Source organism: Streptococcus cristatus (assembly GCF_019685515.1).
Lineage (GTDB): Bacteria > Bacillota > Bacilli > Lactobacillales > Streptococcaceae > Streptococcus.
The window spans coordinates 624,172-648,728 of sequence record NZ_JABFFN010000001.1; the positions used below are offsets into that span (position 1 = coordinate 624,172).

The 24,557-nt window shown below is 41.6% G+C and carries 17 protein-coding genes; 14 read left to right on the forward strand and 3 right to left on the reverse strand.

The window, feature by feature from the left end; genetic code table 11:
• The 14 genes from FOA33_RS03005 to FOA33_RS03070 all read left to right on the forward strand — a co-directional run bounded on the left by FOA33_RS03005 (position 1) and on the right by FOA33_RS03070 (position 21,584).
• Positions 1 to 774 (forward strand): HAD hydrolase family protein, encoded by a 774-nt coding sequence (locus FOA33_RS03005; RefSeq protein ID WP_221160594.1) that lies wholly within the window; start codon positions 1 to 3, stop codon positions 772 to 774.
• Between the two features lie 55 nt (positions 775 to 829).
• Positions 830 to 1,681, forward strand: a complete 852-nt coding sequence (locus FOA33_RS03010; RefSeq protein ID WP_221160595.1) for an NAD(P)H-hydrate dehydratase — start codon at positions 830 to 832, stop codon at positions 1,679 to 1,681.
• A gap of 199 nt (positions 1,682 to 1,880) precedes the next feature.
• Positions 1,881 to 4,370 (forward strand): bifunctional DnaQ family exonuclease/ATP-dependent helicase, encoded by a 2,490-nt coding sequence (locus FOA33_RS03015; protein ID WP_398576459.1) that lies wholly within the window; start codon positions 1,881 to 1,883, stop codon positions 4,368 to 4,370.
• Positions 4,371 to 4,375: 5 nt separating this feature from the next.
• Positions 4,376 to 5,599 carry an FtsW/RodA/SpoVE family cell cycle protein gene (locus tag FOA33_RS03020; protein WP_221160597.1) on the forward strand — a complete coding sequence of 408 codons (1,224 nt, stop codon included), beginning with the start codon at positions 4,376 to 4,378 and terminating at the stop codon, positions 5,597 to 5,599.
• Positions 5,600 to 5,609: 10 nt separating this feature from the next.
• Positions 5,610 to 6,158 (forward strand): DJ-1 family glyoxalase III, encoded by a 549-nt coding sequence (locus FOA33_RS03025; protein WP_109289788.1) that lies wholly within the window; start codon positions 5,610 to 5,612, stop codon positions 6,156 to 6,158.
• Between the two features lie 89 nt (positions 6,159 to 6,247).
• Positions 6,248 to 6,811: an HAD-IA family hydrolase gene (locus tag FOA33_RS03030; RefSeq protein ID WP_279586244.1), complete on the forward strand. Its 564-nt coding sequence runs from the start codon at positions 6,248 to 6,250 to the stop codon at positions 6,809 to 6,811.
• A 13-nt stretch (positions 6,812 to 6,824) separates the two neighbouring features.
• The gene (gene gyrB / locus FOA33_RS03035) at positions 6,825 to 8,771 is read left to right on the forward strand and encodes a DNA topoisomerase (ATP-hydrolyzing) subunit B (protein ID WP_167266282.1); all 1,947 of its coding nucleotides are present in this window, start codon (positions 6,825 to 6,827) and stop codon (positions 8,769 to 8,771) included.
• 80 nt (positions 8,772 to 8,851) lie between these two features.
• Positions 8,852 to 10,579: a septation ring formation regulator EzrA gene (ezrA, locus tag FOA33_RS03040; protein ID WP_000064800.1), complete on the forward strand. Its 1,728-nt coding sequence runs from the start codon at positions 8,852 to 8,854 to the stop codon at positions 10,577 to 10,579.
• 104 nt (positions 10,580 to 10,683) lie between these two features.
• Positions 10,684 to 12,072 carry a peptidoglycan-N-acetylglucosamine deacetylase PgdA gene (gene pgdA, locus FOA33_RS03045; protein ID WP_221160598.1) on the forward strand — a complete coding sequence of 463 codons (1,389 nt, stop codon included), beginning with the start codon at positions 10,684 to 10,686 and terminating at the stop codon, positions 12,070 to 12,072.
• A gap of 80 nt (positions 12,073 to 12,152) precedes the next feature.
• Entirely contained in the window at positions 12,153 to 12,995 is an 843-nt protein-coding gene (locus FOA33_RS03050) for an aldo/keto reductase (protein WP_221160599.1), read from the forward strand.
• A gap of 288 nt (positions 12,996 to 13,283) precedes the next feature.
• Positions 13,284 to 17,795: a S8 family serine peptidase gene (locus FOA33_RS03055; protein WP_221160600.1), complete on the forward strand. Its 4,512-nt coding sequence runs from the start codon at positions 13,284 to 13,286 to the stop codon at positions 17,793 to 17,795.
• Positions 17,796 to 18,116: 321 nt separating this feature from the next.
• Positions 18,117 to 19,034, forward strand: coding sequence for a glycine--tRNA ligase subunit alpha (gene glyQ / locus FOA33_RS03060; protein WP_009729964.1), 918 nt, complete (start codon positions 18,117 to 18,119; stop codon positions 19,032 to 19,034).
• Between the two features lie 211 nt (positions 19,035 to 19,245).
• Positions 19,246 to 21,282: a glycine--tRNA ligase subunit beta gene (glyS, locus tag FOA33_RS03065; RefSeq protein ID WP_221160601.1), complete on the forward strand. Its 2,037-nt coding sequence runs from the start codon at positions 19,246 to 19,248 to the stop codon at positions 21,280 to 21,282.
• A 44-nt stretch (positions 21,283 to 21,326) separates the two neighbouring features.
• Positions 21,327 to 21,584, forward strand: a complete 258-nt coding sequence (locus tag FOA33_RS03070; protein WP_000377481.1) for a DUF896 family protein — start codon at positions 21,327 to 21,329, stop codon at positions 21,582 to 21,584.
• 82 nt (positions 21,585 to 21,666) lie between these two features.
• Here the strand turns inward: FOA33_RS03070 and FOA33_RS03075 are convergent, their stop codons facing one another.
• From FOA33_RS03075 to FOA33_RS03085, 3 genes are read right to left on the reverse strand one after another with little or no spacing between them, the layout of a single operon-like run.
• Entirely contained in the window at positions 21,667 to 22,911 is a 1,245-nt protein-coding gene (locus FOA33_RS03075; RefSeq protein WP_221160602.1) for an NAD(P)H-dependent oxidoreductase, read from the reverse strand.
• A 17-nt stretch (positions 22,912 to 22,928) separates the two neighbouring features.
• Positions 22,929 to 23,534, reverse strand: a complete 606-nt coding sequence (locus FOA33_RS03080) for an NADPH-dependent FMN reductase (RefSeq protein ID WP_084875518.1) — start codon at positions 23,532 to 23,534, stop codon at positions 22,929 to 22,931.
• A gap of 18 nt (positions 23,535 to 23,552) precedes the next feature.
• Entirely contained in the window at positions 23,553 to 24,482 is a 930-nt protein-coding gene (locus FOA33_RS03085; protein WP_221160603.1) for an FAD:protein FMN transferase, read from the reverse strand.
• Positions 24,483 to 24,557 lie beyond the last annotated feature (75 nt).

Sequence of the window (24,557 nt, forward strand, 5' to 3'; positions counted from 1 at the left end):
ATGAAATTCGTATTTGATCTGGATGGGACGCTGTCTTTTGACTATATGACCATAGATGAGGAGATTAAGCAGGTTCTTTTAAAGGCCGAAGATTATGGGCATGAGGTTGTATTTGCCTCAGCTCGCTCTTATCGGGATTGTTTGGGCTTATTAGGTTCTGAACTCAGTCAGCGCTTGGTCATAGGTTTGAATGGTGGTGTAGCCTATCATTTGGGGAAGGCTGTCTTCGAAAGAAATCTCGATGCTAGAGTTTATCAGGCGTTAGTGGATTATTGCCAGACCTATAATCTCCCTTTCTTTGTAGATGATTGCTTTGACTATAGTGGTCAGATTGTGGAGAAGATTCCATTTATCTCTAGTGTGGATCCCCTAAAGGTGGCTCGTCATCAGAAACTCGAGGACTTGGGTACTCCGATTAAGGTAGTCGTTTATATGGGCGACCATGAGGATTTGCTTGATGATCTGCTTGGTCAGCTAGAAAGACTAGGACAGGCTCATCTCTCCTATCATGCGCATGAAAAGTGCCTTTATGTTAATCCCTTGGATACTCATAAGGCGACAACTGTTGAAAAGTTATGTGGGGAGAACTTCATCGCTTTGGGAAATGACCAAAACGATATTGAACTATTTAAAACGTCGCTCTATTCAGTCCAGATAGGAAATTTTGCTGGTCTTACTCCATATGCAGATGACACGTTAGAGCTAAAAGGAGCTCCTTCTCCAGCAGTTGCTGCTAAAATCTTACAGACCTTTGCGGAATTTAAGGGAAAATAGATAGAAGGAGGTTTGCCCCTCCTTTTGTAGTATAATAGAGTGAGAGGAAAAAACGATGAAAGTGATTGATCAAACTTTATTAGAAAAAGTCATTATTGAACGTTCTCGTCACAGCCATAAGGGAAATTACGGACGTCTGCTCTTGCTGGGAGGGACCTATCCTTATGGGGGAGCTATCATCATGTCAGCCATTGCAGCTGTCAAAAGTGGGGCAGGGTTGGTGACTGTTGGCACGGATAAGGAGAACATTTCGGCTCTGCACAGTCATTTACCTGAGGCCATGGCATTTTCTCTTCAAGACCAGCAATTGTTAAAAGAACAGTTGGAAAAGGCAGAAGTTATCTTGATAGGTCCGGGCTTGCGAGAGGATGCATTTGGAGAAAAACTCGTAAAACGGGTTTTTGATAAGCTCAGAAATGACCAGATTTTGATTGCAGATGGTGGTGCTTTGGGCATCTTAGCAAACGGCCAGTTACCATTTTCTTCTAGTCAGCTTATCCTAACCCCCCACCAAAAGGAGTGGGAAAGACTGTCTGGTATAGTTCTTGACCATCAAAATAAAGAGGCGACTACTAGGGCTCTTTCTGCTTTTCCTCAAGGAACGATTTTAGTTGAGAAAGGTCCGGCAACTCGTATCTGGCAAGTCGGTCAGCCTGAATATTATCAGTTACAGGTTGGAGGCCCCTATCAAGCAACTGGTGGGATGGGAGATACTTTGGCTGGGATGATTGCAGGTTTTGCAGGTCAGTTTCCACATGTCAATCTCTATGAACGCGTAGTAGTAGCAACCCACCTTCATTCAGCTATCGCGCAAGAACTTGCTCAAGAAAACTACCTTGTTTTGCCAACAGAGATTAGCAAGCTACTCCCAAAAACAATGAAAAAAATATCTCAAAAAGGCAGCTAATACCTTTGTTGTCTTTTTATGTTGATGTAGGTTTGTTGATAAGGTTTTCAAATACCTCAGAACCAGCGACCAACTGCTGAACTTGCGTGAAATTCTCTCTTTTAAAGTCTTGATTTTTACTCAAACTCAAAAGGGAAGCGAGATTGTTATCAAAGTTGAGGGGTGTCAAATCATGCTTTTTTTGATATAATTTTTAATGATGAATGCGAGAAATGATCGGTATGTGGTCGTTGATTTAGAGGCGACCAGCACTGGAAGCAAGGCAAAAATTATTCAAGTAGGCATTGTGGTGATTGAGAATGGTGATATCATCGATCAGTATGCGACTGATGTCAATCCCCACGAACCCTTGGATTCTCATATCAAAGAATTAACGGGTCTGACCGATCAACGCTTGGCTGCGGCACCAGAGTTTTCTCAGGTGGCCGGAAAAATTTTTGAATTGGTTAAGGACGGTATTTTTGTTGCGCACAATGTACAGTTTGATGCCAACCTTCTTGCGGAATTTCTCTTTTTTGAAGGATATGAATTGCGCACACCGCGGGTGGATACGGTTGAGCTTGCCCAGGTTCTGTATCCTCAGTTTGAAAAGTATAACTTAGGTATCCTTTGTCAAGAGTTGGGAATTGAGCTGGAACATGCCCACACTGCCCTGTCAGATGCTCAGGCAACAGCTGAACTCTTGCTTTACATGCGTCAAAAACTTTTTGAGCTACCTAAAGGGCTCTTAGAAAGCTTGTTAGACCTTGCAGACAACCTTCTCTATGAAAGTTATCTGGTGATTGAGGAGGTTTACCAGCAACAATCTCTCTTATCTTCGCCCGACTTGATGGAACTTCATGGGCTTTTCCTGAGAAAGGAAAGCAAAGCCTTAGTCCCACGAAAGTTATCCAAAGACTTTGCTAAAAACATTTCTTTATTGGGGCTGGAGGAGCGTCCACAACAGCTGGAATTTGCGGAGAAGGTTGAGCAATTATTGGAAGAATACCAGACTTCCTTTATCCAAGCTCAAACGGGACTGGGTAAGACTTATGGTTATCTCCTCCCAGCTTTGAACTTGGAGAGTCAAGCAGGTATCTTAGTGAGTGTTCCGACCAAAATTCTTCAAAATCAAATCATGCAAGAAGAAGGTCAGCGATTAAAAGAGGTCTTCCATCTGGAGATTCATAGTCTCAAGGGGCCTCAAAATTACTTGAAATTGGATGCTTTTCATCAAGTCCTCCATCGACCGGAGTCTAATCGCCTCTTCACACGTTTTAAAATGCAACTGCTCATCTGGCTAACAGAGTCAGAGACAGGTGACTTGGACGAAATCGGGCAGCTTTATCGCTACCAGCACTTTCTGCCAGAACTAGTCCACGATGGCAAGCTTTCAAAGAAAAGTTTATTTGCCACAGAGGATTTTTGGAAACGAGGGCAGGAAAAGGCCAAGACCAGTCGCGTTCTCTTGACTAATCATGCCTATCTGGTCACTCGTTTGGAAGACAATCCAGAGTTTGTCGATAACCGTTTGCTGATCTTGGATGAAGCTCAAAAAATGCTGCTAGCTCTCGAAAATCTAGCCCAGCAGGCTTATCGCCTTGAGGAACTTGTAACCCAGCTTGATAAGTCCATAGAGTCAGAGGAAGATTTGGTTCAGAAACGTTTGCTTGAGAGTATAGGTTTTGAATGTCGTTACTTGATGGAGCACTATCAGTCAGGTCTGAAGAATGGAAAGTGGTTGGATTCTCTTGAAGAGTTGCGCCAGCATTTCTCGGAGTTAGCTCTCCCAGAGTATCGAGAAATTGCCAACTTTTTTAGGTCAGACCGTGAATTTTGGCTTGCTACAGCAGAGAAATCGAGCAAGGATGTCTTGATTTGTTCAAGCAAAAAAGGCCGCTTTATACTAGCAGATTTATTGCCAGAAGATTGTAGGCTCCTAGGAGTATCGGCTACTCTTGAAATCAGCAATCGGGTTTCCTTAGCAGATTTACTGGGATTCCCAGATGCTCCACTTGTTAAGCTTAATGTAGCAAAACAGGAGCAACAAGAAGTCTTGTTAGTCAATGACTTTCCTCTTGTGACAGAAGTTTCACCTTTTGACTATGCTAGTGAAGTGGCTTCTGTCATCCGAAGTTTACAAGCCTTTCAAGAACCCTTATTGGTTTTGTTTACTTCAAAAGAGATGTTGCTGGCAGTTTCGAACCTGCTCGACCAACCGCATCTAGCTCAGTATAAAAATGGGGAACCAAGTCAACTGAAAAAACGTTTTGAAAAAGGTGAACGCCAGATCTTGCTTGGAACAGGCAGTTTATGGGAAGGAGTTGATTTTTCAACCCATTCTTGCGTGATTCAAGTGATTCCGAGATTGCCTTTCCAAAATCCCCAAGAGCCGTTAACCAAAAAGTTAGACCAAGAACTGCGTCAAGAAGGGAAAAATCCTTTCTATGATTATCAGTTGCCGATGGCGATCATTCGGCTAAAACAAGCCCTTGGTCGTACTGTTAGACGGCCCAACCAAGGTTCGGTTGCTGTAATCTTAGACAGTCGTGTTGTCAGCAAGCGCTATGGCAAACAAATCGCCCAGACCTTGTCAAAAGAAAGGGCCGTTCAGGTTCTTTCTAGAGAACAGATAGAGCCTGCTGTAGCTGATTTTCTCCAATCCCGTCGCAATAGAATGAAAGAAAAATCCAAGAAAGAGAAAAGGTAAAAAATATGAAACGTTCCTTCGACTCTCGAGTCGACTATAGTCTTCTTCTACCAGTATTTTGTCTACTGGTGATTGGAGTAGTGGCTATTTATATAGCAGTTAGCCATGACTATCCCAATAATGTTTTTCCAATTCTAGGCCAGCAAATCGCTTGGATTGCCCTGGGTCTTGTCATTGGATTTGTGGTCATGTTATTCAATACCGAGTTTTTATGGAAGGTGACTCCCTATCTTTATGGTTTAGGGCTAGCTTTGATGGTCCTCCCTCTTGTTTTCTACAACCCAAATCTTGTAGCGTCAACAGGTGCCAAGAACTGGGTATCAATCGGTGGAACGACACTCTTTCAACCATCTGAGTTCATGAAGATTTCCTACATCTTGATATTGGCTCGAGTCATTGTACAATTCACTCAAAAGCACAAGGAGTGGCGCCGAACCATCCCTTTGGATTTCCTGCTGATTATTTGGATGATTGCCTTTACCATCCCAGTCTTGATCCTCTTAGCACTACAAAGTGACTTAGGGACTGCCTTGGTCTTTGTAGCTATTTTTGCAGGTATGGTTCTCCTTTCAGGTGTTTCGTGGAAGATTATCATTCCTGTTTTTGCGACAGGAGTGACTGCAGTTGCAGGCTTCATGGCCATCTTTATAAGCAAGGATGGACGTGCCTTCTTGCATCAGATTGGGATGCCAACCTACCAGATCAACCGCATCTTGGCTTGGCTCAATCCCTTTGACTTCGCGCAAACAACGACTTACCAACAGGCGCAGGGACAAATTGCGATTGGAAGTGGTGGCTTGTTTGGGCAAGGTTTCAATGTGTCCAATCTCCTCATTCCAGTACGTGAGAGTGATATGATTTTTACAGTGATTGCTGAAGATTTTGGCTTTATTGGTTCGGTCTTTGTCGTTGCCTTGTACTTGCTTCTTATTTACCGGATGTTGAAGATTACGCTCAGGTCAAATAACCAGTTCTACACCTACATTTCGACTGGTTTTATCATGATGTTGCTTTTCCATATCTTTGAAAATATCGGTGCCGTGACAGGCTTACTTCCTTTGACAGGGATTCCTCTGCCTTTCATCTCTCAAGGGGGTTCCGCAATTATTAGCAACCTCATTGGTATCGGTCTCCTCTTATCTATGAGTTACCAGACCAACCTAGCGGAGGAGAAAAGTGGAAAAGTTCCATTCAAACGAAAGAAAGTCGTCCTAAAACAAATCAAATAAGGAGGCCACTATGGCAAAAGTAGCAGTTATTTTAGCCCAGGGTTTTGAAGAAATTGAAGCCTTGACAGTAGTTGATGTCTTGCGTCGAGCAAACATTTCATGTGATATGGTAGGATTTGAAGAACAGGTGACAGGATCGCATGACATTCAGGTAAAAGCCGACCGTATCTTTGATGGTGATTTGTCTGACTATGACTTGGTCGTTCTTCCAGGTGGCATGCCAGGCTCAGCTCACCTACGGGATAATCAAGCCCTCATTTCACAGATTAAAGCCTTTAATCAAGCAGGAAAGAAAATTGCTGCCATCTGTGCAGCTCCAATCGCCCTCCATCAAGCAGGTATCCTGAAAGACAAGCGCTTCACCTGTTATGACGGTGTTCAGGAGAACATCAGTGATGGAATTTATCAAAAGCAAACAGTGGTTGTGGATGGCAATCTAACAACTAGCCGAGGACCGTCAACCGCACTTGCCTTTGCCTATGAGTTGGTAGAGCAGTTGGGAGGGGATGCTGAAAGTTTACGAGTCGGCATGCTCTATCGAGATGTCTTTGGAAATTAACAGTAAGACGAGAGTTCGGCTCTCGTTTTTACTTGGAAAAATCTAGGAAATCATCGCTTTTTTCATAAAAAAATGGTATAATGAAGGGTATGAAATATCACGACTACATATGGGATTTAGGTGGTACCCTATTGGATAATTATGAGACTTCTACAGCAGCCTTTGTAGAGACCTTAGCCCAATACGGAATAGAGCAAGAACACGACCGTGTTTACGAAGCCTTAAAGGTTTCGACAGCTTTTGCCATTGAGAAGTTTGCCCCAGACATCGAGAATTTTTTAGAAAACTACAAAGATAATGAAGCGCGTGAGCTAGAGTATCCAGTTTTGTTTGAAGGGATTCCAGAACTACTCAAAGACATTTCTGACAAGGGTGGCCGTCATTTCTTAGTTTCTCATCGAAATGACCAAGTTCTAGAACTTCTTGCAAAGACTCAGATAGCTGACTATTTCACAGAAGTCGTGACTGCCAGTTCCGGTTTCAAACGAAAACCAGATCCTGAGTCCATGATTTATTTACGTGATAAATATCATATCTCATCCGGTTTGGTCATTGGAGACAGGAATATTGATGTAGAAGCAGGGAAAGCTGCCGGCTTAGATGCCTATCTTTTTAAAAACGTTGTGACACTGAGACAAGCAATAGACATGTAAGAAAAGGGAAAAAATGACAGAAGAAATCAAAAATCAACAGGCACAGGATTATGATGCCAGCCAAATTCAAGTTTTGGAGGGGTTGGAGGCCGTTCGTATGCGTCCAGGTATGTATATTGGGTCGACTTCAAAAGAAGGCCTTCACCATCTAGTCTGGGAAATCGTTGATAATTCAATTGATGAAGCCCTAGCAGGATTTGCCAGTCATATCCAAGTCCTTATTGAACCAGATAATTCCATCACCGTTGTGGATGATGGACGTGGTATTCCTGTTGACATTCAGGAAAAGACAGGACGTCCTGCCGTTGAGACCGTCTTTACTGTTCTTCACGCTGGAGGAAAATTCGGCGGTGGCGGATACAAGGTATCAGGTGGATTGCACGGTGTGGGTTCATCAGTAGTAAATGCCCTTTCAACTCAACTAGATGTTCGGGTTCATAAAAACGGAAAAATTTATTATCAAGAATACCACCGTGGGAATGTCGTTGCTGATCTTGAGGTGGTTGGAGATACGGATAAAACGGGAACAACAGTTCACTTCACGCCGGACCCAGAGATTTTTACAGAAACAACAACTTTTGACTTTGACAAATTAAATAAACGCATTCAAGAACTAGCCTTTTTGAACCGGGGGCTTCGAATCTCCATCACAGATAAGCGTGAAGGTCTCGAACAAAGCAAGCATTACCACTATGAAGGTGGGATTGCTAGTTACGTTGAATATATCAACGAGAACAAGGATGTTATCTTTGACACACCAATCTACACAGATGGTGAGATGGATGATATTACTGTTGAAGTAGCCATGCAGTACACAACCGGTTACCACGAAAATGTCATGAGTTTCGCCAATAATATTCACACCCATGAAGGTGGAACGCATGAGCAAGGTTTCCGTACAGCACTGACGCGTGTTATCAATGATTATGCCCGCAAAAATAAGCTGCTAAAAGACAATGAAGACAACCTAACAGGGGAAGATGTTCGCGAAGGCTTGACTGCAGTTATCTCAGTTAAGCATCCAAATCCGCAGTTTGAAGGACAAACCAAGACTAAGCTGGGCAATAGTGAAGTAGTTAAGATCACCAATCGCCTCTTCAGCGAGGCCTTCTCTGATTTTCTCATGGAAAATCCACAGATTGCTAAGCGCATCGTGGAAAAAGGGGTTTTGGCTGCCAAGGCTCGTGTGGCCGCCAAGCGTGCGCGTGAAGTCACGCGCAAGAAATCTGGTTTGGAAATTTCCAATCTTCCAGGAAAACTAGCAGACTGTTCTTCAAATAATCCTGCTGAAACCGAACTCTTCATCGTCGAAGGAGACTCGGCTGGTGGATCAGCTAAATCTGGTCGTAACCGTGAGTTCCAGGCTATCCTTCCAATTCGTGGTAAGATCTTGAACGTTGAAAAGGCTAGCATGGATAAAATTCTTGCTAACGAAGAAATTCGGAGTCTCTTCACAGCCATGGGGACAGGATTTGGCGCAGAATTTGATGTTACTAAGGCTCGTTACCAAAAACTCGTTTTGATGACCGATGCCGATGTCGATGGAGCCCACATTCGAACTCTCTTGCTAACCTTGATTTACCGCTACATGAAACCAATCCTAGAAGCTGGTTATGTTTATATTGCCCAACCACCGATTTATGGGGTTAAAGTTGGAAGTGAGATCAAAGAATACATTCAGCCAGGTACAGATCAAGAAATTAAACTCCAAGAAGCCTTAGCACGTCATAGTGAAGGGCGCTCAAAGCCAACCATCCAACGTTATAAGGGGTTGGGAGAAATGGATGACCACCAATTGTGGGAAACAACCATGGATCCTGAACATCGCTTGATGGCGCGTGTTTCAGTAGATGATGCTGCTGAAGCAGATAGAATCTTTGATATGTTGATGGGAGATCGGGTAGAACCTCGTCGCGAATTTATCGAAGAAAACGCTGTTTACAGTACACTTGACGTCTAAAAAATGTGGGAAATAGTTCCCTTGGTTTAAAAAATATGATATAATCATTACGATTGTTTCTAGTATAAAAGGAGTTTGATATGTCTAATGGACAACTAATTTATCTAATGGTTGCGATTGCGGTCATTTTGATTTTAGCTTATGTAACAGCCATTTTTCTACGTAAGCGTAATGTAAGCAGATTAACGGCCCTTGAAGAAAGAAAAGAAGAACTCTACAACCTTCCTGTAAATGATGAGGTTGAAGCCGTTAAAAATATGCACTTAATTGGTCAAAGTCAGGTAACCTTTCGTGAATGGAATCAAAAATGGGTTGATTTATCTCTGAACTCATTTGCAGACATCGAAAATCACCTCTTTGAAGCTGAAAACTACAATAATTCTTTCCGTTTCTTTAAAGCAGCTCACAAGATTGATCAAATTGAAAGCCAGATTAGTTTGATTGAAGAGGATATTGCAGCTATTCGCAATGCCCTTTCTGAACTCGAAAAGCAAGAATCTAAGAACAGTGGTCGTGTCCTACATGCTTTGGACTTGTTTGAAACCCTTCAACATACCGTTGCAGAAGATTCAGAGAAATATGGAAAAGCTCTTCCTGAGATTGAGAAACAATTGGAAAACATCCAATCGGAATTCTCTCAATTCGTTACCCTTAACTCATCAGGTGACCCAGTTGAAGCTGCAGCAATCTTAGATGATACTGAAAATCATATTCTTGCTCTAACGCATATTGTTGATCGGATTCCAGCTCTTGTTGAAACCTTGACAAAGGAATTACCAGACCAATTAGCAGATTTGGAAGAAGGCTATCGTAAGCTTTTGGATGCCAATTACCACTTTACTGAAACAGATATTGAGTCACGTTTCCAACTTTTGCATGAATCTTTGAAGAATAATCAAGAAAACATTCGCCAGTTGGAGTTGGACAATGCAGAGTATGAAAATAATCGCATTCAAGAAGAAATCAACGCACTTTATGATATTTTCACTCGTGAAATTGAGGCTCAAAAAGTCGTTGAGAATCTCCTCTCAACACTTCCAACCTATCTCAACCACTTGAAGGAAAATAACCAAGTGCTTGTTCAGGATCTTGAACGACTAAATAAAACTTATCTTCTTCCAGAAAGTGATGGGAATCATGTCCGCCGACTTCAAGAAGAATTAGCTGCACTTGATACCGCTATTTTAGAAGTAACAGAGGACCAAAGAGAATCTGCTCAAGCCTATTCTGTTCTTGAAGAACAGTTGGAAATGCTTCAAAGCAATCTCAAAGATATTGAAGATGAGCAAATTTCTGTGAGCGAACGACTTGCGCAAATTGAAAAAGATGACCTCAATGCTCGCCAAAAAGCAAATGTCTATGTGAATCGTTTGCACACTATCAAACGTTACATGGAGAAGCGAAACTTACCAGGAATCCCTCAAAGTTTCTTGAAACTCTTCTTTACTGCAAGTCATAACACAGAAGATTTGATGGCGGAGCTAGAACAACCGCAGGTTAATATTGAATCTGTTAAGCGAATTCTTGAAATTGCAACGAATGATATGGCAGTACTTGAGACAGAAACATACGACATTGTTCAGTATGCGACTTTGACAGAGCAACTTCTCCAATACTCAAATCGCTATCGTTCATTTGATGAACGAATCCAAGAGGCTTTCAACGAAGCACTTGAAATTTTTGAGAAAGAGTTTGACTATCGGGCATCATTTGAGAAGATTTCTCAAGCCTTGGAAGTTGCAGAACCAGGAGTTACAAATCGTTTTGTAACTTCATATGAAAAAACACGTGAAGCAATTCGCTTTTAAAATAGAAGCTTAGAGAACTCTAAGCTTTTTCTTTATTTTTTGAAATGGAGCTAGATTACCTGTTTATCATTGAAATAATAGCTTTGATTTGATATGATGGAAATATGAAGAAAAATATGAACCGTGTTTCTCACGATAAAAAGAGAAGGTTATTGCTTTCCTTTGTTGGGATCTTAGGAATCGCTATGATTCTTTTGGGAAGTGCCATTGGCTACAAGGTTCTACAAAAGCAATCTTATGAACAAAAAATTGAAGCGCTAAAAAGCGAAAAGGACCAGCAATTCAACTCAGGTAGTCAGAGGGACCATTTCCGAAAAGGGCAGGCTGAGGTGATTGCCTACTACCCTCTGCAAGGAGAGGAAGTCATTGCGTCTATTAGAGAAAAAATCAACCAAGACATCAAAGAAAATCTAGAAGATAAAGAGGATCTGGTCTTTTATTATACTGAGCAGCTGGATCCTGTCTTAAAGGGAGTTGTTGCTCGTAATATTAGCAAGCAAGTCTACGATTTATCTGTATCAAAGGTTGAAGAAAAGGAAAAGACTTCTTTAGGAAAAATTTTCTTGACTGAAGATGGGAAAGATTTTGACCTCAGTAAACTTTTTAAAGATGCAAGCAAGGCTAAGGAACTCTTACTGAGTCAGGTCAAATCAACTCTAGAAGATAAGAAACTTGACCAGGCAAAAATTGATCAAGTTGTAAAAAACTTCACAGATCAGGACTTATCATCTTGGAGTTTTGATTATAAAGATAGTCAAATCATCCTTTATCCTGCTAATTCTGAAGAGACTGTTGAAGAAATTGCTTTACCAATATCCAGTTTCTTTGATGTCATTGAGTCTTCTTATCTATTAGAAAAGGATGCGGAACTCTACCAAGCTTACTTTGCTAAGAAAAATAAAAAGGTTGTAGCCTTGACCTTTGATGATGGTCCAAATCCGACTACAACTCCACAGGCTTTGGATACCTTGGCTAAGTACGGTGTAAAGGCAACCTTCTTTGTACTTGGAAAAAACATCGCAGGAAATGAAAATCTTCTGAAACGAATGAAATCGGAAGGCCATGTTGTGGGAAATCATAGCTGGGATCATCCTGTCCTTTCTAAATTATCCCTCGAAGATGCTAAAAAGCAAATCACTGATACAGAAGATTTGTTAACTCAAGTTTTAGGATCAAGCTCTAAACTGATGCGCCCACCTTATGGTGCCATCACTGATGATATTCGAAATAGTCTTGACTTGAGTTTTATCATGTGGGATGTGGATAGTTTAGACTGGAAGAGTAAGAATGAAGCTGCTATTTTGACAGAGATTCAACACCAAGTTCGTAATGGTTCTATCATTCTCATGCATGATATCCATGGTCCTTCTGTTAATTCTCTACCAAGTGTCATTGAGTATTTAAAGGGTGAAGGGTATACATTTGTGACCGTTCCCGAATTGCTCAATTCTCGTTTGAAAGCTCACGAGATCTATTACGATCGTGATCAATAATCTTCAAAATCTAAAGGAGCAAGAGTTCTGGTAATCAGTATTTGTTTCTTTAGATTTTCTTCACATAGAAAGGAAAAAGGATGAAATCATATACCCTTAATAACGGAGTTTCAATTCCTGTACTAGGATTTGGAACATGGAAGGCTGAAAATGGAGAAGTAGCCTACCAAGCTGTTTTAGAAGCCTTAAAGGCTGGTTATCGTCATATCGATACTGCAGCTATCTATAAAAATGAGGGAAGTGTTGGTCGTGCTATTCGAGATAGTGATATTCCACGACAAGAAATCTTTGTAACGACTAAACTTTGGAATAGCAATCACAGCTATGATGAAACTCGCCAAGCATTTGAAGAATCAATGGAAAAACTGGGATTGGATTATCTAGATTTGTACCTCATTCATTGGCCAAATCCAAAACCTTTAAGAGAAAATGACGCATGGAAAACCCGCAATGCTGAAGTCTGGAGAGCGATGGAGGATTTGTACCAAGAAGGGAAAATCCGTGCTATCGGAGTTAGTAATTTCCTTCCCAAGCATCTGGATGCTTTGCTTGAAACAGCAAGAATTGTTCCTACAGTCAATCAGGTGCGCTTGGCTCCAGGAGTTTACCAAGAGGAAGTGATTGACTACTGTAGAGAGAAGAGCATTCTCCTAGAGGCTTGGGGACCTTTTGGGCAAGGGGAGTTGTTTGAACAGAAAGAAGTCCAAGAGATTGCTGCTAAGTATGGGAAGTCAGTGGCTCAAATCACCTTGGCTTGGAGTTTGGCAGAAGGATTTTTACCTCTACCTAAGTCAGTGACAGCCTCTCGCATCCAGGGCAATCTTGACTGTTTTGGAATTGAACTCAGCAAAGACGAGCGAGAAGTCTTAAAGACAATTTCAGTGACTTCGGGCGCACCACGTGTGGATGAGATGGATTTTTAGTTTGTATAATCTATTTATACCGAAATAACAAAGACTAGGAATTTTTAATCCTAGTCTTTTTGTGTATAAAAGTCTAGATTGTTTGTATAGTAAAATAGTTTTAGAAATTGAAATAAATGAACGAATCCAGAAAATATTGGTTTGATAAAACAAATAACACGAATGATAAAATTGCCAAAGAGAATTACATACGCAAATATTACATTTTTGTGACAATTCAGATTTTTGTGAAAATTTTTGATTATTTGCGTTATAATAGGTATACTTTAAAGAAAAAGGAGATTATTTATGGATAGACGACAACGTTTTTCATTACGGAAATACAAATTTGGTCTTGCTTCAGTTTTGCTGGGGACTGCTTTGGTTTTTGGAGCAAGTCAAGTTAATGCCAATGAGCAGAGTACAGGTGAAAATCAAGCTCAAATTGAGGCAATCAAGACAGAGATAAAAGACGATAAGCACTCAGATTCTTCGACTGACCAAGCCAACACGAATGTGATTGTGCCAGTATCAGGAGAGAAACAGGAAGTTGAAACTTTTAAAGAGGATATTAGCAAACAAGATGCTAAGGAAGAAGCTCCGATTAAAAAAACTGCCGAATCTCAAGAATCAGGAAAAGATAGCGCAGTTGCAAAAGAAGAAAATCAAGGTGTCGTCCAAAAAGAGACAACAGTAGATACCAGTCCAGCGCCTGCTACTGAGAAGGCTTCTGACTTGGAGAAAAAAGAGGCTCCAGCAACGACAGCTCTTAAAACTACTGGCGAGACAGCAACTACTGAAAAGGAAAAACAAAATGCTGAATCTGCAAAACCCAATAGTCTTTCAAGCAATGATATCATCACAGTACCGAAAACTTGGAAGGCTGGTTACAAGGGGACAGGGACCGTTGTTGCCATAATTGACTCAGGGCTTGATTTGAATCATGAGGTTCTTCGAATTTCGGATCCGTCAAAAGCAAAATTTAAAAACAAGGAAGCCATCGAAGCAGCTAAAAAGGCTGCTGGAATCGACTACGGTAAATGGTATAGCGATAAGGTTGTCTATGCCTATGACTACTTTGACGGAACAGATAAGATCAAAGAAGCAGAAAGAACTTCTCATGGGATGCACGTAACAGGGATTGCTACTGGAAACCCTGATAAAGAAGCACCAAATGGTGAAAAGGTCTATGGTGTGGCACCAGAAGCCCAAGTCATGTTTATGCGTGTCTTTTCAGATCGTCAAAAAACGACCAGTTCTGCCCTTTATGTAAAGGCGATTGATGACGCAGTTGCCTTGGGAGCAGATGCTATTAATATGAGTTTGGGATCTAGCACTGGTTCTATGGTGGATGCTGGTTCTGATATCGTGGATGCTATCAAACGTGCCCGTGCCAAGGGAGTTTCTGTTCTTATCTCAGCAGGAAATAGCAATACATTCGGAAATGGTTATTCAAAACCACTAGCTGAAAACCCAGACTATGGCTTGGTTGGAAATCCATCCACTGTTGAGGATTCGATTTCAGTTGCTTCTGTCAACAATAAAACATTGACGACAGCGGTTTTTGAAGTCAAAGGTCTAGAGGGAAATGCCAGCCTTCATAACGGAAAATTTGATTATAATCAACCCGAGGCAGATAAGGACTTTGAAAAAGGAAAAGAGTATGAATATGTCGAAGCAGGGTTAGGTCGTGAAGAAGACTTTGCGAAGTTGGATTTAACTGGAAAACTTGCCCTCATTCAGCGTGGAGCTATGAACTTTTCAGAGAAAATCAAAAATGCACGAAAACATGGTGCAGTTGGTGCCTTGATCTACAATAATGTAGAAGGAGCGAACATCAATATGGCTATTGATGATGAAGCAAAGAAAATTCCTTCTGTATTTATTTCTAAACAGTATGGTGAAGCCTTAAAATCAGGAAAATACAAGATTGTTTTTAATGACAAGATGGATAATCGCCCTTCTGATGTAGCCAATCAGTTATCTGACTTTTCAAGTTGGGGAGTGACTACTGATGGACAATTGAAACCAGACGTGACAGCTCCTGGCGGCAATATCTACTCATCCTTTAATGACAATACCTACGGTAGTATCAGCGGAACCAGTATGGCGGCTCCTCACGTTACGGGTGTTGCAGTTCTGGTTAAGGAATACCTTCAAAAACACCATCCAGAATTGACTCCTGAGCAAGTATCAGAGACTGTCAAGGCCTTGATCATGTCAACTGCAAAACCACACGTTAATAAGGATACAGGCACTTATACCTCTCCTCGTCAGCAAGGTTCTGGTATTGTGGATACAGCTGCTGCAGTGTCAACAGATCTCTATGTAACGGGTGAAAATGGTTACCCAAGTGTGACATTAGGAAATGTTGGAGATCAATTTACTTTCAAGGTCACTGTACACAATATTTCAGATACTGATCGTACTCTCAAGATGGTAGTGAATACCAATACAGACGAAGTCCAAGATGGGAAATTCACCCTTCGACCTCGAAAACTAACGGAGACAGTCTGGCCTGAAGTGACGGTCAAAGCCCACAGCAGTCAAACAGTCACTGTTAAAGTGGATGCTCGAAAATTTGCTGCTGAACTCAGCAAACAAATGCCAAATGGCTATTTCCTTGAAGGTTTTGTTCGATTTGTAGATCCAGCAGATGATGGGGATATTGTGAGTCTTGCATTTATGGGCTTCCGAGGTGAATTCCAAAATCTCCCCGCTGTCGAAAAACCAATTTACAACCTTGTTCGAGAAGGGAAAAATGGATTTTACACAGAAGTAGACAAGGAAAATCCTGCCGTTAACTACTCTAATGATGCCACCTATCTCGTAACCTTGCAAAATGACCTTCTAGTTTCTAAAGGTCAACGCCAAGGACGCCGAATTACCGTTCTTGGGATTGAACAAAATGCTGAAGGTAAGCATGTTCTTCAGTTGGACGAAAAAGGAAATGTCCGTATTGCCATTTCTCCAAACGATGATGGAAACAAAGACCTGGTTGAATACAAAACGGTTGCTTTGAGAAATCTTGTAAATCTTCGTGCAACAGTTTATGCGGCTACGGATACCAAGCATGAACATCCTATTTGGGAGGGCGATGCAAAGGATCTTCGTAAGAATTATTTTGATGGAGACAGTAGAAATCTGAAGAGTTATATTCTAGATAATACTGCTTGGAGAGGTCAGGATTTTAATGGTAATACCGTTGCGGATGGTTTATATGACTATGTTATCAGTTATACACCAGACGTTCCAGGAGCAAAAGAACAATACACGACCTTTAAAATTCAAATTGATACTCAAAAACCTGTCATCACAAGTGGTTATATTCGCTTTAAAGATGGAAACCAAGAATTTGTAGCTCGAAAACCAAAAGACGTTGGTCAAGGTGGTATCCTTTCAGAAAAAGTCTTCTACCTCACACCATTTGACCAAAAAGGGACTATGGTTCTAACTGGGAAAGACCAGTCTGGAACGCGTGCGCTTGAGAACACCCATCTGATTAAGGCCAATGCTGACGGTAGTTATACACTTCCTAAGGATGTTGACAAGGCTAATATTTACTATCTTGTTGAGGACTATGCAGGAAATGTAGACTATATCTCGCTTGCTGAACTTGTGCGCGATCAAAATAGTGGTCGAGTGAAAATCGCCTTGAAGGATGCGAAAACAAACCAAGATATTGATACCCTCTACGTCTATCGAATTAAAAATAGCGAGGGACAGTATGTCGATGTTGACAAGGCAAAAGCGATTCATTTCTTACAATTTGGTCATTATACGGCAGAAATTTTCAGTTATGACCGAACAGAATTGAAATTTATCAGTGCCTTATCCCAAGAGTTTGACTTGACGGAAGAAAATAGTTTCCAAACCATTACCTTCCTAGCAAATCTCCTAGAATATGCACCAGTGTCTGTTTCCTTCAATCAGGCGGTTCCAAAGACAACTACAGTGGTTCTGAGAGGAGAAGATGGGACAAGTATCACTCTTCCTGCTGAAAAATACGGTCAATACGCCTTTGGTAAGAAAGTTGCTACAGGTCGTTATACTGTAGAGATCGGCTTACCGACTGGATATGAACTCCTTGAAAATCTCGTTTCCTTGCTCGTTCATCCAGGTCGAAATAATGCTTTGCGCCTATCTGTTGTGTCTAAGTTAGCCTTGATTGCTGCGGTAAATCAACAAAAAGAACTGGTAGAAACGTCTCGTTACTTTAATAGTAGTGCAGATAAGAGAAAAGCTTATGACCAAGCTTTCCAAGTGGCGCGGTCAGCCTTGTCAAGCAAGTTGAAACAAGAATTGATTGATGGAGTTCTCGCTAGTCTTGAAGCTGCTGGTAAGGCTTTGGATGGAAAAGATTCGAACGTGGCAGCCTTGAAAGAAGCTATGAAAGCTTACTATGCAACGACTAAAACTGGACGATATGCTAATGCCAAGGAAAAAGTACGTCGAGCTTATGATCGTGCCTTCCAAGAAATCGCCTTACTTGCTGTGGATCCTAAAGTCAAACAGGATCAAATTGACCAATCTCTCATTGCCCTTGCAACAGCTAAAAGTAAACTGAATGGCAAGGCTACAGACTTCTCTAGTTTGAAGAAACTGGTCAAGGATGAACGCCTTTTCCAAGAAAAGAATGCGAGATTTATCTATGCAGACAAGAAAGAAAAAGCAGCTTATCTTTTAGCCTTTAAAGAAGCTCAGGAACTCCTTAATGATCCAGGAGCGAGCCAAGAAGATGTCAAAGATGCCATTACAGTCTTGAAACAAGCCAAGAGAAATCTGCATGGCAAAAAACCAAAAGCAAGAAGACATCCTTAAACAGGAGTTTCTGAAGCTTTACTGATAAATGAGTCTGGAACTTTGTTTTCAGACTCATTTTTGGTTTACACTAGCTAGAAAATTTGCTATAATACTAGCTAGGAAAGAAAGTCTTATGGCGTTCTTCAAGCGAGCTTGGGATAGTGGGAGCCAAGTAGGGCAAAATAAGGAGCTGGCGCTTTCTGTCGTATTTTAAAAAACAATGAAGTAATAAATTAGGGTGGAACCGCGTTTCTGACGCCCCTAGGTCACAGACTTAGGAGCAAAGACACGGTTCTTTTTGTATCCAAAGTCACAAGAATTTATAAAAAGGAGTAAATAATGTCTAAAAAATTGACTTTCCAGGAAATCATCCTTACTTTGCAACAATTTTGGAATGACCAAGGTTGTATGCTCATGCAGGCTTATGATAATGAAAAAGGTGCGGGAACCATGAGTCCGTACACTTTCCTTCGTGCTATCGGACCTGAGCCATGGAATGCGGCTTATGTAGAGCCATCACGTCGTCCTGCTGACGGTCGTTATGGAGAAAATCCTAACCGTCTTTACCAACACCACCAATTCCAAGTGGTCATGAAGCCTTCTCCATCAAATATCCAAGAACTTTACCTTCAATCTTTGGAAAAATTGGGAATCAATCCTTTGGAACACGATATTCGTTTCGTTGAAGACAACTGGGAAAATCCATCAACTGGTTCAGCTGGTCTTGGTTGGGAAGTTTGGCTTGATGGGATGGAAATCACTCAGTTCACGTATTTCCAACAAGTTGGTGGATTGGCAACTGGCCCTGTGACTGCGGAAGTTACCTATGGTTTGGAACGCTTGGCTTCTTATATTCAGGAAGTGGATTCTGTATATGATATCGAATGGGCTGATGGCGTAAAATACGGAGAAATCTTCATTCAGCCGGAGTACGAGCATTCAAAATATTCATTTGAAATTTCTGATCAAGAGATGTTGCTGGAAAACTTTGATAAGTTTGAAAAAGAAGCTGGTCGTGCATTAGAAGAAGGCTTGGTTCACCCTGCCTATGACTATGTTCTCAAATGTTCACATACCTTTAACCTGCTGGATGCGCGTGGTGCCGTATCTGTAACTGAGCGTGCGGGCTATATCGCCCGTATTCGTAACTTGGCCCGTGTCGTAGCTAAAACCTTTGTCGCAGAACGCAAACGCCTAGGCTACCCACTTTTGGATGAGGCGACACGAGCTAAACTCTTAGCAGAAGACGCAGAATAAAGAGAGTGACAGTTTACGAAAATGGGCGAACAGAGTGAGCCTTGAGCCAGTTGCTGTAGTGATGAAGGTATCCTTAGTGAAGCTGAGGATACTAGGCAAAATTGGAGACTTTCGGCTCCAATTTTAGCAATGAAACAACAAAGTTGGTTGCTTGCGTGCCAATCACATAAGGCAAACTGGAAAATAAAAAGATACTTTTCGGAGAAAAAACATGACAAAAAACTTATTAGTAGAACTCGGTCTTGAAGAGTTACCAGCCTACGTAGTAACTCCAAGTGAAAAACAACTAGATGAAAAAATGGCAGCCTTCCTCAAGGAAAACCGCCTGTCCTTTGAAGCCATTCAAACCTTCTCAACACCACGTCGTTTGGCTGTTCGTGTGACTGGGCTTGCAGACAAGCAATCTGATTTGACAGAAGATTTCAAGGGTCCAGCAAAGAAAATTGCCTTGGATAGTGATGGAAACTTCACCAAAGCAGCTCAAGGATTTGTCCGTGGAAAAGGCTTGACGGTTGAAGATATTGAATTCCGTGAAATCAAGGGTGAAGAATATGTCTATGTTACCAAGGAAGAAGTGGGCCAACCAGTTGAGAACATTGTTCCTGGTGTCGTGGATGTCTTGAAATCCCTAACTTTCCCTGTCAGCATGCACTGGGCTAACAACACTTTTGAGTATATCCGCCCTGTACACACTTTGACAGTTCTCTTGGACGAGCAAGAGTTTGATTTGGATTTCCTTGATATCAAGGGTGGTCGTGTGAGCCGTGGTCATCGTTTCTTGGGACAAGAAACAAAGATTCAGTCAGCATTGAGCTATGAAGAAGACCTTCGTGCACAGTTTGTAATCGTGGATCCTCGTGAACGTGAGCAAATGATTGTTGACCAAATCAAAGAAATCGAGGCAAAACATGGTGTACGTATCGAGATTGATGCTGACTTGCTGAACGAAGTCTTGAACTTGGTTGAATACCCAACTGCCTTTATGGGAAGTTTTGATGCCAAATACCTTGAAGTTCCAGAAGAAGTTTTGGTGACTTCGATGAAGGAACACCAACGTTACTTTGTTGTTCGTGATCAAGACGGTAAACTCTTGCCAAACTTCATTTCAGTCCGTAATGGAAACGCAGAGTATTTGGAAAATGTCATCAAGGGTAATGAAAAAGTCTTAGTTGCCCGCTTGGAAGACGGAGAATTCTTCTGGCGTGAAGACCAAAAATTGGTCATTTCAGATCTTGTTGAAAAATTGAACCAGGTGACCTTCCATGAAAAGATTGGTTCCCTTCGTGAACACATGATTCGTACAGGTCAGATTGCCGTCCTTTTGGCGGAAAAAGCTGGTTTATCAGTGGATGAAACGATTGATCTTGCCCGCGCAGCATCCATTTATAAGTTTGACTTGTTGACAGGGATGGTTGGTGAGTTTGATGAACTCCAAGGAATTATGGGTGAGAAATACGCCCTTCTTGCTGGGGAAACTCCAGCAGTTGCGGCTGCCATTCGTGAACACTACATGCCTACATCAGCGGACGGAGCTCTCCCAGAGAGCAAGATCGGAGCCATTCTAGCCATTGCAGACAAATTGGATACGATTTTGAGTTTCTTCTCAGTGGGCTTGATTCCATCAGGTTCTAATGACCCTTATGCCCTTCGTCGTGCAACGCAAGGTGTAGTTCGTATTTTGGATGCTTTTGGTTGGCACATTGCTATGGATGAGTTGATTGATAGCCTTTACACTTTGAAATTTGACAGCTTGACTTATACAAATAAAGCAGAGGTCATGGACTTTATCAAGGCTCGTGTTGATAAGATGATGGGTTCAACTCCAAAAGACATTAAGGAGGCAGTCCTTGCAAGCTCGAACTTTGTCGTGGCGGATATGTTGGAAGCAGTAAGTGCTCTTGTAGAAGCAAGCAAAGAAGAAAACTTCAAATCATCTGTCGAATCTCTCTCACGTGCTTTCAACTTGGCTGAGAAAGCTGAAGGATCTGAAACAGTTGATTTTGCTCTTTTTGAAAATGAAGAAGAGAAAGCCTTGGCGGAAGCAGTAGAGTCACTCGTTTTATCAGGGACTGCAAGTCAGCAATTAGAACAACTCTTTGCGCTTAGCCCAATTATTGATGCTTTCTTTGAGAATACTATGGTAATGACCGATGATCAAGATATTCGTCAAAATCGATTGGCCATCTTGTCGCAATTAACCAAGAAAGCAGCTAAGCTTGCACGCTTTAACCAAATCAATACCAAGTAGACTCTCTATTAAACAAACTGTATCTTTTTACAAAGGAGATAAACATGGATTCAAAAAAAATCGCTCGTATCAACGAGCTCGCTAAAAAGAAAAAAACAGAAGGCTTAACTTCTGCTGAAAAAGTGGAACAAGCTAAACTTCGTGAGGAATACATTGAAGGCTATCGTCGTGCTGTTCGTCACCATATTGAAGGAATTAAAATTGTGGACGAGGAAGGAAATGACGTAACGCCAGAAAAACTACGCCAAGTGCAACGTGAAAAAGGTTTACATGGTCGTAGTTTGGATGATCCTAACTCATAAAATGAAAGGGGTTTGTAGATGATTTACAATCCCCTTTTCTGTTGCAATAAAAAAAGGAGCCATTTGGCTCCTTTTGTGTTTCTTAGTTACTTGCGCCAGAAGTAGCGTCTGCGCCACCACCGTGGCCTCCAGCGTCACCTGAATCAGAAGCACCAGAAGTAGCATCAGCATCCCCATGACCTCCAGCGGCAGGAGCAAATGGTCCGCTACCACCTACCAAACGTTGACCAGTCTCTTTTAGGTACCAGTCAAGCCATGGTTGGAAGTTAAAGACGATTTCATTGATTCCAGCGTATGATCCATCAGGATAGTACATCGCTTGGTAGTTGTGGGTGTTGATGACACCTGCAGGAGAACCTGGAACGATTGTACGGACGTATTCTTGGTTTCCGTTACGAAGTGTTCCGATAACCCACTCTACATTCTTCATACGTACTGGTGGAAGAGATCCATGAACAGTCGACATACGGTTACCTGATTGAGGTGGTACACGTTTGGCAAACATGGTGTCTGGATCTTGGTGAGCGTTATTGTAGTAGAGGAATTGGTTGTTATCGTCAGCGTATGTCAATTCAAATGGCATAGCTTTCAAGAACATATCAATTTGGTTAACTGTCAGGATACCGTGGTCCAGTTTGACATAGGTATCACCAGAAACAGCTCCAGTGATTGCAGCAACTTTTTCTACCCATTCTGGATCGTCAGGATCAACTTCTGTGATGGTTGTAGCGATTGGTTTTCCACAATCCAAGTCTTCTGGTTCGATTGGTTTTGGTTTTTTCAATTTCGAAACGACTCCTACGTATTTTACAAAGTTATCTAAGCAAGTTTCAAGGAATTTAACAGTGCCTTCGTTGATGATATTTCCATCGTTATCAAAAGCTTCTTTGGCTTTACCAAGAAGGAATTCATTTCCTGGAAGTGTGTAGGCATTGACACCTGGAGCGTCAAGAATCTTACGAAGGTGAACTTGGGCACGTGATGTTCCTTGGTCATAGTATGATGCACCTACAATCATAACAGGCTTGTTTTCAAATGGATGAACTTCGTATGAAAGCCATTCAAGTACAGATTTGAGTGAAGCTGAGATAGTGTGGTTGTGCTCAGGAGTAGCGATAATGACACCATCAGCTCGTGTAATTTTGTTATACAAGAAGCGCAATTGGAAACTTTCGTCCCATTTTTCGTCTTGGTTAAACATTGGAACTTCGTCGATTTCAAGAACTTCTAATTCAAATTTGAATTTGAAATTACGACGAATAAATTCCAAGAGTTTGCGGTTATATGATTGATCGTAGTTTGATCCAACAAGTCCAACAAATTTCATTCTTTCGGTCTCCTATCTTACAAATTTTCCCAGTCAAATTCTTCGGCATCTTTGCGAAGCAATTCTTGTGCATTGCGCAATTTTTCAGTAATTTTCACAAAGATACGGAAGTCATCGAAGATGGCATCCAATTTCTTGATGACATCAAGGTCAACCAAGTCGCCACTTGGGTTAAATGCTTGAAGAGAGTGTGAAAGCAGGAATTCATCTGGTAGAACATTTGCCTTAATTTCAGGAGCGTTCAAGATTTGACGAAGTTGCAATTGGGCACGAGATGAACCAAGTGTACCGTAAGAAGCACCAGTAATCATGATTGGTTTGTTCAAAAGTGGGTAGATACCGTAAGATAGCCAAGCAAGAGCGCTCATCAAAACTGCAGGGATAGAGTGGTCGTACTCAGGAGTACCGATAATCACACCGTCAGATGCTTCAATTTTAGCAGCAATTTCAAGAATTTCATCTGGAAGTTGCTTATCTGCTGGTTTGTTGAAAACAGGGATATCCTTGATTTCAACGAGTTCAATTTCAGCTTTATCAGCAAAGTGTTTTTGCATGTATTGGAGCAATTGGCGATTTGTAGAACGTTTAGAGTTCGTTCCAACAATGGCAATAAGTTTTAGCATGAGATTTCCTTTCTCTTTTTACATAATACAATTTTGAAGGCCTGAAGAACAAGCAAGGCGTCCCTCTTTGTCGATGAGGATGGCTTCAATCCCATCTATACTTTCGACTTGCCAGAGGATAGAAGCGCTTCGTTCTCCGAAAAGGCGTGTTGTCCATATCTCACCATCAACGGATTTATCAGAGACAATCGTTAGGCTAGCAAGATCGGTTTCGACAGGAAATCCTGTCTTACTATCAAAGATATGGTGGTAGTCTTTTCCATCTACTGTCAGGTGGCGTTCATAGATACCTGAAGTGACAACGGATTTGTTAGAAGCAGGGATGGTTAGGAGATGATTGCCACGAGGATTTCGCGGATCTTGAATCCCAATCTGCCAGGCTTTCCTTTCTTTGGCTTGGTTATTCCCGATGGTGAGGACATTTCCTCCGAGGTTGATCAAGGCAGAGGTGACACCGTGTGTTTTCAAATACTGGGCAACCTTATCTGCACTATAGCCCTTGGCTAAACAACCTAAATCAAGCTTCATTCCTTTCTTCTCTAAAAAAATAGTAGAGTTAGTCGGATCCAACTTGATAAAATGCGGGTTAACTAGAGGCAAGACAGCTTCGATTTCGTTTAACTCTGGAAGTCGTGCATCTGCAAAGCCGATTCGCCAGGTTTGAATCAAGGGACCGATACTGATATTTAGATGGCTAGAGGGAGCCAGGCTGTGCTCTAGTCCAAGAGCAATCAGTTCAAACAGGTCAGGATGAACCTTAACAGGTGTGATTCCAGCCTGGTAGTTGATTTCCATCAGTTCGGATTCTTGACTATTGGCGTTGAAGCGGTATTCGAGCTCTTTGAGCAAGTCAAAAGCGCCCTGAAGCAGGATTTCTGCCCGCTCATCTACTAATGAAATCGTGATAGTTGTTCCCATTAGCCGTTCAGAACGTGAATGAAGAGGCAAGCTACCAGCTCCTTTCTTTTCATAGGAAATCATTCAATATAAGTTGGTTAAAGAAAAATTAAACCCCTTACAATT